The sequence below is a fragment of the Haloechinothrix alba genome (assembly GCF_900188115.1).
In the GTDB taxonomy this organism is placed as follows: Bacteria; Actinomycetota; Actinomycetes; order Mycobacteriales; family Pseudonocardiaceae; genus Haloechinothrix; species Haloechinothrix alba.
On the sequence record NZ_FZNW01000008.1, the window covers coordinates 24,837 to 36,867 of the forward strand.

At 70.3% G+C, this 12,031-nt stretch carries 9 protein-coding genes and 1 pseudogene; 4 read left to right on the forward strand and 6 right to left on the reverse strand.

Annotated elements, in window-relative coordinates; translation table 11 throughout:
* From zwf to CHB84_RS09045, 4 genes and pseudogenes are all read left to right on the forward strand, one after another.
* Positions 1-1,134, forward strand: a pseudogene (gene zwf / locus CHB84_RS09030) (glucose-6-phosphate dehydrogenase); the annotation flags it as partial.
* Between the two features lie 13 nt (positions 1,135-1,147).
* On the forward strand, positions 1,148-1,384 hold the full coding sequence (locus tag CHB84_RS23180) for an OpcA/G6PD domain-containing protein (RefSeq protein ID WP_089301094.1): 237 nt from the start codon (positions 1,148-1,150) through the stop codon (positions 1,382-1,384).
* Positions 1,381-2,154: a 6-phosphogluconolactonase gene (gene pgl, locus CHB84_RS09040; RefSeq protein ID WP_089301095.1), complete on the forward strand. Its 774-nt coding sequence runs from the start codon at positions 1,381-1,383 to the stop codon at positions 2,152-2,154. The genes CHB84_RS23180 and pgl overlap by 4 nt, the downstream gene beginning before the upstream one ends.
* Before the next feature lie 206 nt (positions 2,155-2,360).
* Positions 2,361-3,557: a sensor histidine kinase gene (locus tag CHB84_RS09045; protein WP_089301096.1), complete on the forward strand. Its 1,197-nt coding sequence runs from the start codon at positions 2,361-2,363 to the stop codon at positions 3,555-3,557.
* A 32-nt stretch (positions 3,558-3,589) separates the two neighbouring features.
* Here CHB84_RS09045 and CHB84_RS09050 read toward each other — a convergent pair whose 3' ends face one another.
* From CHB84_RS09050 to CHB84_RS09075, 6 genes are all read right to left on the reverse strand, one after another.
* The gene (locus CHB84_RS09050; RefSeq protein ID WP_089301097.1) at positions 3,590-3,931 is read right to left on the reverse strand and encodes an RNA polymerase-binding protein RbpA; all 342 of its coding nucleotides are present in this window, start codon (positions 3,929-3,931) and stop codon (positions 3,590-3,592) included.
* A 6-nt stretch (positions 3,932-3,937) separates the two neighbouring features.
* Positions 3,938-4,168: a preprotein translocase subunit SecG gene (secG, locus tag CHB84_RS09055; protein WP_089301098.1), complete on the reverse strand. Its 231-nt coding sequence runs from the start codon at positions 4,166-4,168 to the stop codon at positions 3,938-3,940.
* An 84-nt stretch (positions 4,169-4,252) separates the two neighbouring features.
* The gene (tpiA, locus tag CHB84_RS09060; protein ID WP_089301099.1) at positions 4,253-5,038 is read right to left on the reverse strand and encodes a triose-phosphate isomerase; all 786 of its coding nucleotides are present in this window, start codon (positions 5,036-5,038) and stop codon (positions 4,253-4,255) included.
* Positions 5,035-6,264: a phosphoglycerate kinase gene (locus tag CHB84_RS09065; protein WP_089301100.1), complete on the reverse strand. Its 1,230-nt coding sequence runs from the start codon at positions 6,262-6,264 to the stop codon at positions 5,035-5,037. The genes tpiA and CHB84_RS09065 overlap by 4 nt, the downstream gene beginning before the upstream one ends.
* Positions 6,265-6,268: 4 nt before the next feature.
* Entirely contained in the window at positions 6,269-7,273 is a 1,005-nt protein-coding gene (gene gap / locus CHB84_RS09070; RefSeq protein WP_089301101.1) for a type I glyceraldehyde-3-phosphate dehydrogenase, read from the reverse strand.
* A 211-nt stretch (positions 7,274-7,484) separates the two neighbouring features.
* Complete coding sequence (locus CHB84_RS09075; RefSeq protein WP_089301102.1) at positions 7,485-12,011, reverse strand: coiled-coil domain-containing protein; 4,527 nt, start codon at positions 12,009-12,011, stop codon at positions 7,485-7,487.
* Positions 12,012-12,031 lie beyond the last annotated feature (20 nt).

Here is a 12,031-nt window from a genome sequence, read left to right on the forward strand (position 1 = left end):
ATGAGCTCGTCCCACGCGCCTACCACCGGAACGCGGGCGCACACCGCCCACCCCAACCCGTTGCGAGACCGGAGGGACAAGCGGCTGCCCCGCACGGCCGGACCGTCCAGCCTTGTCATCTTCCGGGTGACCGGCGACCTCGCGCGCAAGAAGCTGGTGCCCGCGGTCTACGATCTCGCCAACCGGGGCTTGCTCCCACCGGGTTTCTCCCTCGTGGGTTTCGCGCGACGGGACTGGTCCGACGAACAGTTCCGCGACATGATGGCCGAGGCGGTGACCGCGCACGCGCGTACCCCGTTCGACGAAGCCGTGTGGGATCGCCTTGTCGGCGGGTTGCGGTTCGTCTCGGGCAGCTTCGACAACCCCGAGGCTTTCCGGCGCCTCGCCGGTACGGTCCACGAGCTGGACTCCGAACGCGGCACCGGCAACAACCACGCGTTCTACCTGTCCGTCCCGCCGTCCGCGTTTCACTCCGTCATCCACGGGCTGTCCGCGGTCGGGCTCGCCGAGCCCGGCACGGACTCCTGGCGCAGGGTGGTGATCGAGAAGCCGTTCGGTCACGACCTCGCCAGTGCGCGCGAGCTCAACACCGTGGTCAACGCCGTGTTCGGCGAGGAGTCGGTGTTCCGCATCGACCACTACCTCGGCAAGGAAACGGTACAGAACATCCTGGCGCTGCGCTTCGCCAACCAGATGTTCGAGCCGGTCTGGAACGCCAACCACGTCGACCACGTGCAGATCACCATGGCCGAGGACATCGGTCTCGACGGCCAGGCGGGCTACTACGACGGGATCGGCGCCGCACGCGACGTCATCCAGAACCACCTCCTGCAGCTGCTCGCGCTGACGGCGATGGAGGAGCCGCTCACGTTCGCTCCGCACCATCTGCGCGCGGAGAAGGCCGAGGTGCTCGGCGCGACGCAGGCGATCGGACCGTTCGACCGCACAACGGCCAGGGGCCGGTACACGGGTGGCTGGCAGGGTGGTCGCCGGGTCGTGGGACTGCTCGACGAGGAGGGGTTCGCACCCGACTCGCGCACCGAGACCTACGCCGCGGTAACGCTGGCCGTGCGGAACCGGCGCTGGGCAAGGGTGCCGTTCTACATCCGTACCGGCAAGCGCCTCGGGCGGCGCGACAGTGGGCGGCATGACCGCGGTGGCGCTCGACCGCCCGTCCGGGCCCGTCGAGCTGTACCGCCCCGACGGCCGCGTCGGTACGCTCACCCAACCCGGCCGGCCGTCCCGGACGATCGCGTTGCCACGCCGCACGACGGCGCAGACGCTGACCGAGGAGTTGCGGCGGTTGGAGACCGACGAGGTCTACGGGGTTGCGCTGCGTGGCACCGCCGACCGCACTGACGACGAAGCGAGGACGGACTCATGACGACCACACCGCAGCTGCTCGTGCACGACAACGCCGAGGCGCTCGCCGCGGCGAGCGCCGCACGGCTGGTTACCACGGTGCTGGACACCCAGGCCGCGCGTGGCTCGGCGTCGATCGCGCTCACCGGCGGCGGCATCGGCATCGCTGTACTCACCGAGCTCGCGCGATCCGCGGCGACGCGGGCCGTCGACTGGGAGCGGCTCGACGTCTTCTGGGGTGACGATCGCTTCGTTCCCGCAGGGGACGCGGAACGCAACGAGAAGCAGGCAAGGGAAGCGCTGCTGGACCATGTCCCGGCCGACCCGCGGCGGATCCACCCGATGCCACCCTCGGACGGCGAGTTCGCAGGCGATCCCGACGCCGCGGCCGAGTGGTACGAACGCCGGATCGGCGGGCACGGCCGTACCGGACGTGGCGAGAGCGCAACTGCCGAGACAGGGTTGTTCGACGTCGTGTTGCTCGGTGTGGGAGGTGAAGGCCATGTGGCATCGATATTCCCGGATTCCCCTGCGGTACGCGAGACGGAACGGCTGGTCGTGGCCGTGCGCGACTGCCCGAAGCCTCCCCCGACCAGGGTCTCGCTGTCCCTGCCTGCCATCCGTAGCGCCACCGAGGTCTGGGTGATCGCCTCCGGTGCCGGTAAGGCCGACGTGCTCGCGGACGCCTACGCCGGGGCACCGGAGACCAGGGTGCCGGTCGCAGGCGCGCGTGGCCGCGCGCACACCCGCTGGCTCCTCGACCGCGACGCCGCCGCCGGCCTCCCACGCTGAATGACGCTTTCAGTCCATCTGGCGCGCTGAAAGACGCATTCAGCCCGCCTCGTGGACTGAAAGCGTCATTCAGCACCCACGTGCGGTGTTTGCACGCGCACATTTCCGTAGTCGGTTGTGGTTCGCGCGTCCCGGACCCGCTGTGGCGGACTCCTCTCTCGTAGAGGGACTGACAGCGACAGGTGAGGAACCGGAGGCCTGCCACAGTGCAGACGTACGGACTGGCGGGATCGGCGTTGCAACGCAACGTCCGGCTGAACGAGCGCACCGGCTACTCGTGCACGCCTACCCGATCGGCGAGCCTGCCGTCCTGGCGGGTCTTACGCGCGTGCGCGACCCACGCAGCGGTCGTGGTGGTGGCCGCGCTCGAAGTTTCCCTCCGCCTTCCCCCCGACGCGCCCGTGTCGGCCGTGGCGTGCTCGGCGCTGGCCTGTGCCGTACTGCTCGCACGCGACAGCTACCCGCGAGCGACGCTGCTGGCCACCATGCCCGGCATGGTCCTCGGCTGGTCACAGCTTGCCACCGTGATCGCGCTGGGCCACGTCGCCTACCGTACGAGCGCACCGCACCGCGCGTACGCGGCGCCGGCACTGGTCGTGCTCGCTGCCGTCCCGGCCTGGTTGGTTACCCCGGGCTTCGACGGGGGCTGGCGCGAACGCGTGCTCGGCACGGGGACGTCGATCCTCCTCGCGGCCGGTGCCTACGCCATCGGCAGGCTCGCGGTGCAGTGTCGTGCCTGGCGCGAACGCGCCGGCGAGGCTGCCGAGCTACAGGAGCAGGACCGGCAAGCACACCAGCGCAGTGCACGGCACGAGGAGCGTGCCCGGCTGGCGCGCGAGATGCACGACGTGGTCGCGCACGACATCACGCTCATCACCATGCAGGCGAACGTGCTGGAGTCGGCTCCGACGCTGGAAGCCGCTCGGGAGTCCGGCTTCGTCATCCACCAGCTCAGCTCCCGCACGCTCAACGAGCTCCGCTCGGTGATCAGCATGCTGCGGGACAACTCGGCCGAACAGCCAAGGCGGCACAGGCTCGACGAGCTCGCGGAGCTGGCGGAGACGATCGGGGTACCGGTGCACATGCAGCCCACCACGCCGCCGGAACGGGTCCCCGAGGACGTGAGCACGGCGATCTACCGCACCGTTCAGGAGTCCTTGATCAACGTGCGTAAGCACGCTCCCGGGGCTACGGCGACCGTACGGCTGGGCTCCGATCACGATTCGGTCTGGGTCGAGATCCGCAACTCACCGGCAACGGCCCCCGCACGCAAGGTGCCGTCCGGCGGCTACGGGCTCGCCGGGCTCGCGGAACGAGCCATGCAGCTCGATGGCACGTTCCACGCGCGATCGATCGACGACGGCGGTTTCGAAGTGACGGCGCTGTACCCGCTACGGAGGTGACAGGCCCCGGCTACCGGGTACCTGCCGGGCACCTACCGTCCGCGGCGTTCCTGGATCCGCTCCAGCGCCTCGGCGAGGATCGCCTGACCCTCCTCCTCGCTGCGCCGCTCCTGAACGTAGGCGAAGTGCGACTTGTACGGCTCCGTCCGCCGCGCCTCAGGCGGGTTGTCCCGGTCACGACCAGCCGGTACGCCACACCGCTGGCACTCCCACTCCCGCGGAGCATCCGCGTCCGTCGCGAACGCCGGAGTCGACTCGTGCCCGTTGGCACACCAGTAGGAGACCACGCGGCGCGGTGCGGACTCACCACGCTCCGCCTCCCCCGCCGGGCCGGACCCGACCTTGGAGCCGCGAATTGCCTGCCCGTCAGCCATCCTTCGCTACACCTTCATGAGCAGGCCGATACCGGCGATGGAGATCACCCACACGGCGCCGATGGCCAACGTGATCCTGTCCAGATTTTTCTCGGCCATACTCGAACCGGCGAGGCTGGACTGCGTTCCGCCGCCGAACAGCGACGACAACCCCCCGCCGCGGCCCTTGTGCAAGAGTACCGCTGTGATCAGCGCGAGACTGCTGAGCACCAGAAGTACCCGCAGGAAGAATTCCATGTCGTCCTCACGATGTGACGTCGAGCCAGCCGGGCCGACCCCAGTGGACCGTATCGGCCACCAGGCTACCCGGTGACGAGCAGGTTACGGCAGCGGCCCACCCGCGGCGAGCGCGCAGAGCTTGGTGAACTCCTCGGCGTCGAGGCTGGCTCCGCCGACCAGCGCCCCGTCGATGTTCGACTGCTGGACCAGCTCACCGATGTTCTTCGACTTCACCGAGCCGCCGTAGAGGACACGAACCCGCCGGGCCACTTCCTCGCCGTAGTCCCCGGCCAGGCGTTCCCGTAGCGCGGCGCAGACCTCCTCGGCGTCGGCGGGTGTGGCGACGCGCCCCGTGCCGATCGCCCATACCGGCTCGTACGCGACGACGCAGTTGCCGGCCTGCTCGGCACTGACGCCCTTGAGCGCGGCGCGCAGCTGCTCCGTGGTGTGCTCGAGATGCGCGTTCTGTTCCCGCACCTCCAGGCTCTCCCCCACGCACAGGACCGGCGCCATTCCGTTGGAGAGCGTGGCGCGCACCTTGGCGTTGACCAGCTCGTCCGTCTCGTCGTGATGCTCACGCCGCTCCGAATGCCCGACGACGACGAACGAGCACCCGAGCTTGGCCAGCATGGCACCGGACACCTCGCCGGTGTAGGCACCCGACTCGTGCGCCGAGACATCCTGAGCGCCGTGCGTGATGGACAGCTTGTCCCCCTCGATAAGGGTCTGCACGCTGCGGATGTCGGTGAACGGCGGCAGCACCGCGACGTCCACGCTGTTGAAGTACTTCTCGGGCAGCGTGAACGCGATCTTCTGCACCAGCGCGATCGCCTCGAGGTGGTTCAGGTGCATCTTCCAGTTGCCCGCGATCAGCGGCTTGTCGGTCACGAGGCACCCCCTTCTTCGAGAATCGTGACGCCGGGCAGTTCCTTGCCCTCGAGAAACTCCAGCGACGCTCCGCCGCCCGTTGATATGTGCCCGAACCGCTCGTCCGGCAGTCCGAGCGTACGCACCGCAGCGGCCGAGTCCCCGCCACCGACGACGCTGAACCCGTCGACATCGGCGATCGCCTCGGCAACGCCCCTGGTTCCCCCGGCGAACGCGGCCATCTCGAACACGCCCATGGGGCCGTTCCAGAACACCGTTCGCGCGGGCGCCAGCGCGTCCGCGAAGGTCCGCACGCTGTCCGGACCGATGTCCAGGCCCATCCACCCCTGCGGGATGGCGTCCGCCGCGACGACCCTGGTGTCGGCGTCCGCCGCGAACGCGTCGGCCACCACCACATCGCTCGGCAGGATCAGCGCGTCACCCGCCTCGGAGAGCAGCCGCTTGCAGGTATCGAGCATCTCCCACTCGACGAGGGAGTCGCCGATCTCGTGGCCCTGCGCGGCGAGGAACGTGAAGCACATCCCTCCCCCGACGAGCAGGCGGTCCACTGTGGGCAGAAGCGCGTCGATCACGCCGAGCTTGTCCGAGACCTTCGACCCGCCGAGCACGACCGCGTACGGTCTCGCAGGATCACCCGTGAGGGTGCGAAGAACGTCGACTTCGGACAGCACGAGGTCGCCGGCGTAGGCGGGGAGCAGCCGCGCGACGTCATAGACCGAAGCCTGCTTGCGGTGCACCACACCGAAGCCGTCGGAGACGAACGCGCCGCCGGTGCCGAGTAGGCCGGCGAGCTCCCCTGCCAGCTCCGCGCGCTCGGCGTCGTCCTTGCTCGTCTCCCGCGCGTCGAACCGCACGTTCTCCAGCACCACGACCGCGCCGTCTGTCATCTCGCCGACGGCTGCCCGCGCGCCCGCACCGGTCACGTCGGTGGCGAGCCGGACGGGACGGTCGAGCAGCTGCCCGAGTCGCGCGGCGACAGGCGCCAGCGAGTATCGCGGGTCCGGGGCTCCTTCCGGACGGCCCAGGTGCGCGGCCACCACGACCCGCGCGCCGGCATCGACCAGCCTGCCAAGGGTGGGCAGCATCGCCCGGATCCTGCCGTCGTCGGTGACCACGGCGGTGTCGGAGGTCTCGTCCAGCGGCACGTTCAGGTCCGCGCGAAGCAGCACGCTCCGCCCGGCCACTCCGTCCGAGATCAGGTCATCGACTGTGCTGAGCTCGCCCATGACGTCAGGACAGCTTCGAACCGACGAGCGTGACCAGGTCGGCGAGGCGGTTGGAGTAACCCCACTCGTTGTCGTACCAGCCGACGATCTTGACCTGGTTGCCGATCACGTTGGTCAGCGGAGCGTCATAGATGGTCGATGCCGGGTCGGTGACGATGTCGGTCGAGACGATCGGTTCCTCGCTGTAGCGCAGGATCCCCTTCAGCGGTCCGTCCGCCGCGGCCTTGAACGCCGCGTTGACCTCGTCGGCCGAAGGCTCGGTGCGCAGCGTCGCGGTGAGGTCGGTCGTGGAGCCGGTCGGGACCGGGACGCGCAGCGCGTACCCGTCGAGCTTGCCGTTGAGCTCCGGAAGCACCAGGCCGATCGCCTTGGCCGCTCCCGTACTCGTCGGGACGATGTTCAGCCCGGCGGCCCTGGCCCTTCGCAGGTCCTTGTGCGGGCCGTCCTGCAGGTTCTGGTCCGCGGTGTAGGCGTGGATGGTGGTCATGAGCCCGTGCTCGATGCCGAAGCTCTCGTGCAGCACCTTGGCCATCGGCCCGAGGCAGTTGGTGGTGCACGATGCGTTGGAGATGATCGACTGCGAACCGTCGTACTGGTCGTCGTTGACGCCGAGCACGACGGTCAGGTCCTCACCCTTCGCGGGCGCCGAGATGACGACCTTGCGCGCCCCCGCATCGAGGTGCTTGCGCGCGGCGTCGGCCTGGGTGAACAGGCCGGTGGACTCCACGACGACGTCGACACCGAGGTCGCCCCACGGCAGGTTGGCCGGGTCGCGCTCGGCGAAGGTCTTGATCGTCTTGCCGCCGACGGAGATTCCCTCGTCGTTGACGGTGACCTCCTCGGACAGCCTGCCGAGGACGCTGTCGTAGGCGAGCAGGTGAGCCATCGTGGCGACGTCACCGAGGTCGTTGAACGCGACGATCTCGATGTCCTGGCCGCTCGCCTGCACGGCCCTAAAGAAGTTGCGGCCGATCCGGCCGAAGCCGTTCACACCTACACGAACCGTCACTGCACTGGTCTCCTTGTCTGCTCAGGTTGCTTACGGGCCGGGCGTACCCAGCTGCACGCGGCGGCTAAAGCTCGCAGTCAGCCTAGCGTGCTGGCCAGCTTCGATCCGAGCGCCCCCGCACGCATCGCCGTACCGGTCACGCAGCCTATACCGAAGAGGTTGATCGATCAAGAAGCACGATGCCCGGCCGGCTGTCCCGACGTGTCAGTCCTCACGCCTCACCCCGCTCGTAGACGCGCGTGGCCGACACACGACCCACCCCGTCCGGTTCTCCGAGCGACTCGACGGCCTCGCGCATCGTGGCGTCCACCGCAAGGTACTTCCGGCCTGCACGCAGGTCGGCGTCGTTGCGCATGCGGATGATCAGGGGGAACTCGCTCAGAGCCCCCGCGTCGAACAGTCCCGTCGTGTAGATCAGCTGCACTCCGAGCGCGCGGGCCACCGCACGCTGCAGTTCCAGAAGGTACCCCGCCGACGCCCGACCGATCGGGTTGTCCAGGAACAGCACCCCGGAGTGCGACTCCTGCGTGCGGCCCTTGTCGTTCGCGCGCAACGCCGCCATGGTGCAGTACAACACGATCGCGGCCGTCAGCTGCTGGCCTCCGGAGAACACGTCCTTGATCTCCGAGACCCGCTGTCGCTCGGTACGCAGCACCGAGTCGGGCTTGAGCACGTCGATACGGAACCCCTTCGGCACCGCAGCCCGCACGCCCCGCAGCAGCAAGGACATCCCGTCGCGCCGGACGTCCTTGCCGTCCGGTGACTTCCCGGCAGCGACCTCGTCGACGACCTGACCGAGCTGCTCGACCAGCATCGACTCGTCGGGATCGGTGAAACGGATGCGCAGGAACTCGCTACCGGACCAGTCGCCCAGCCCGTCGGGCAGGCGAGACAGCCGCTGGGCCGAGCGCAGCACCCGCAACGCGCCCTCGACCATGCCCTGCAGCCGCCTGACGATCCCCGAGCGGTGCCTGTCGATCTGTTCGAGATCACCGGTGAGGCTGCGCAGCCGGGGACGCAGCGCCGAGATCCACTCCCTGGCATGCTCGCCGAGCTTGTCCCTGCGCACCGAGACGATCTGCCGCCGGACCGGGCTGGACAGCTTCTCGAACCGTTCCTCTGCCGCGTACTCCACGAGGGCGTCGGCCTGCCCGCGCACCCGCCTGTCCGCCTCCGCGACCGCCTCGTCCGCCGCCGCGAGCGCGGAGTTCAGCACCGACCAGCGCGAGCGTGCCGACTCGATGTCCCCGTCGTAGGCCTCGACCTCGTCGGTGCGCTCGCCTGCGCCCGCGCCGACGATCGGCGACATCGAGTCGCCGAGCATCGCGAACCCGGCTGCGGCCGACTCCGCTTCGTCAAGCACGTCCTCGGCCTCGGTCAGCTTCTGCTGCAGCTCCTCCAGCTCGCGCGCGGCGGCGGCGACCTCGTCCCGCGCGTTACTGATCAGCTCGAGCCCGTACGCGACCGAACCGGGCCGCTGGAAGTCGTCGAGGACCGACGGAGCAGCGGGCAATGCCTCCAGCTCGGCCCGCTGCGTGGCCACAGCGGCCACCGCTTCCGACCGCTGTGCCTGCGCCGAGTCCAACTCCCGCTCGGCCCGCTGCTGCGCCGCAGCCCGGGACGCCGCGTCCGCGCCGTCCGGTGTCTCGAGCAGTTGTTCGGCGAGCGCGCGCACGTCCGGGTCGAGGGCCTCGAGCTCGGCGCGCGCCGCGGCCTCGGCCTGTTCGGAGTGGTCGAGCTCGGCGCGCAGGTCGTTGCCCACCTCCACCTTGGCGTAGGCGTCGTCGGCCGCTGCCAGGCTCCGGCGCAGCACGTCGATCGGCTCCTCGGGCACCGACTCATCCGTGGAGACGGACCCGCCCCCGGGAACCTCGGCCAGTTCGGCGCGCGCGCTGGCCACGGTGCGGTGATGCCCGTCCGCGGTGCGCTGCTCCTCGGCAGCCTGCTCGCGCCACCGCCCCGCGACAGCCTCGGCGTCGGAGGCTTCGGACTGCAGCCGCTCGGCTTGCTCGCGTGCGGCCCTGGCCTCGTCACGCCACTGCCCCACCCGCGCCACGGACGCGGACAGCTCGCCGAGCTCGCGGACCCGCTCGGTCGCAGCCCGCACCGAGGCACGCAGCTCGGGGATCCGCTCGCGCAGCTCGGCGCGGCGGCCGGCCACGTACTCGACGGTCTCGGACGCGCGAGCTTCGGCGACACCGGCATGCTCGTACTCCGACCAGGCCTCCTCGGCCCGTTCGGCAAGGGTTGCCACCGCTCCGGCCGGGTACTCCTCACGCCAGGCACGCAGCTTCCACTCGAGAGCGGCATCCGATGAGGACTGCTCGGACAGCCGGGCCAGCTCCTGCTTGCGCTCGGCCTGCCGCCTGCCGACCGCGGTGCGTTCCCGGTCGGCGGCATTCTCGTCGTAGAGCGCAGGGTTCGGTGGGATGACGAACTCCACACCCGGAGCCGTGCCGCTGCCCGCGCCGTCGGGGTTGTCGGGGCCGTCGGGGTTGTCAGGGCCGTCCGAGTGCGAGACCGCCTGGGTACACCCCACGGCCATGGCGGCGCGTGGCAACAGGGTGGTCTCGGACAACACCTCCCGTGCGCGCTCGAGCCGGGACGGGTCGTTGATCAGCACCCCGCCTACCAGCTGCGGGTACCTGTTCAGCACCTCCTCGGCACGCGCCGAGCTCAACGTGGACAGGTAGCGCAGGCCGGACCACGCGGTGATCCCGGCTTCCTCGAGGATGTCCAGCACGTGCTGCACGTCCTCGGGCGGGGGAAGCAGCCCCGCGGACCCGAGCGCCTGCATCGCGCGCTCATCGGCGGCCTCGGCCATCCGCAGTTCCGTGGCCGCGCGGTCCGCCTGGTTGCGCGCCTCGGCCAACCGGTTCAGCAGCACGGGAAGATCCACGTCCAGGTGCACGCTCTCCCCGCCGAGCAACTCGGCGAGGCGCGGGTCCGCAGCGAGTGCCCCGGTCCGTTCGTTGGCCCGGTCGAGCTCGGCCTGCGCCGCCTCGGCCCGTGCGCGCGCACTGCTGCGCCGCTGCTGCTCGGAATGCAGTGCCCCGGTCGCCTCCGCGTGCTCCGTCTCGACCTCGGCGAGCTCGCGCTCGTGCTGGGCGAGGTCACGCTCGGCGCGCTCGGCCGCCTCCCGCGCGCTACGCTCGGCCGCCGCGACGCCATCGGTGTCGGTGCCCTCCTGCAGGGTTCCCGCCTCGACGGCCTCCCGCACACGCTGCTCGACCTCGGCGATGCGGGAGTCGAGCGACTCGGCACGCGCGCTGTGCTCGGCCGCCTTGGCCATGGCATCGTCCCGCTGGTGCTGGGCGTCCGTGGCCGACCGCCGCGCCGACTCGGCCGCCCGTTCGGCCTGCTCGGCATCCGCCCTGGCATCCTCCGCCAGCGCAAGCAATCCCCTTGCCAGCGCTGTCGCGGCGGCGTTCTTGGCCGCGAGCGCGGGCTGCGCGCGCTCTTCCCTGTTGCCGACCAGCTCGCGGGTGGCTTTCGCCTTGTGCGCGGCGTTGAGATGTGCCAGTACCGTCGAGGTGGCTCGCCATGCCCTTGCCGTGGTGTCGGCCTCGGCGACCTGCTCGGCGAGGCGGTCGGCATCGGCCTGCCCCGCGTCGAGCCGCAGCAGGGCGACGACCCGGCGGAGCTCGGTGACCACGGCGCCTTTCCGCCTGTGGTCTCCCTCGGCGAGGCGCTCCGCGGTGCGCAGCTCCTCGACGTGGTCACGCAGCCCTTGCAACCGTTCGGACTCCGCGTGCCGCCGCGCGCTGACCGCTGCCGCGAACTCCCGCGCCTGCTCCCGCGCACGCTCGCTTTCCCGGCGAGCGCCCGCCGCTGCGTCCGAGGACTCGACAAGCGGCTCGAGCAGCTCGAGCGCACCCGCGACGAAGTCGCGCTCGACGAGCAGCTCGCCGCGCTGCGCGAGATTGTCCGCGTAGCTGCTGAGCACGTCTGCCAGGTCCGCGGGACCTTGCTCGTCGATCACCGCGCGCAGCAGGAACTCGACGAAGGCGTCGTCGGTCTGGAAGGCGAAGGCGTCGACGGCCTCGCCCTCGCCCGCGTTCATCGCGCGCTGGTAGCGGAACAGCTCGGTGTCCAACCCCAGCTGCGCGAGCCGGTCGGTCCAGTCCCTGTGCTTGCGCGTCCAGAACAGGTCCACTTCCGGCTCGGCCTTGTGCTGCGCGTCCAGGCTTTCCTTGAACGCCGAGACGGTCAGCAACTGCCCGTTCGAGGTCAGCGGTAACGAGTCGAGGTTGAGCGTCACGCTCGGCCGGAAGCAGTACCACGAGTCGACGAGGTTGGCCGGGTCCGAGGAGACCACGTGACCGCGCCACTCGGACACCTTTCCCGTGATCAGGCGCTGTCCCGTTCTGGTGTGCTGCCACTCCAGCACGACGTGTGCGACGTCCTTGGCCTCGACGAACTTCTCCAGCACGCGCGTGTTGGTCGTGCCGACGACCTGCCGCCTTCCGGGAAGCATCACCGAGAAGATGAGCTTGATCAACACGGACTTGCCGCCGCCGTTCTCCAGGAACAGCACGCTCGCAGGGGAAGGCCTGCGGACCGGAACGGCCGCCTCGGCATCCGCGCCGGAGGACAGCTGCACCCCCGCACTGAACAGCGCGTCCTGCGCGGGCGCCGACACGACCTCCCCGACACCGCTGAGGTCCAGCACGACGTCCTGGTACCGCGCTCCCGCGGGACCGACCGAGTGCAGGCGCACCCGGGACAGCTCGTACATCGGCACCTCCGTTGCTCCGT

What these genes read in the sequence shown, in the direction of transcription:
- CHB84_RS23180 (WP_089301094.1), top strand. Translation starts at nt 1,148, where the DNA reads ATGACCGCGGTGGCGCTCGACCGCCCGTCCGGGCCCGTCGAGCTGTAC.
- pgl (WP_089301095.1), top strand. Translation starts at nt 1,381, where the DNA reads ATGACGACCACACCGCAGCTGCTCGTGCACGACAACGCCGAGGCGCTC.
- CHB84_RS09050 (WP_089301097.1), bottom strand. Translation starts at nt 3,931, where the DNA reads ATGGCTGACGGGCAGGCAATTCGCGGCTCCAAGGTCGGGTCCGGCCCG.
- secG (WP_089301098.1), bottom strand. Translation starts at nt 4,168, where the DNA reads ATGGAATTCTTCCTGCGGGTACTTCTGGTGCTCAGCAGTCTCGCGCTG.
- CHB84_RS09065 (WP_089301100.1), bottom strand. Translation starts at nt 6,264, where the DNA reads ATGGGCGAGCTCAGCACAGTCGATGACCTGATCTCGGACGGAGTGGCC.
- CHB84_RS09075 (WP_089301102.1), bottom strand. Translation starts at nt 12,011, where the DNA reads ATGTACGAGCTGTCCCGGGTGCGCCTGCACTCGGTCGGTCCCGCGGGA.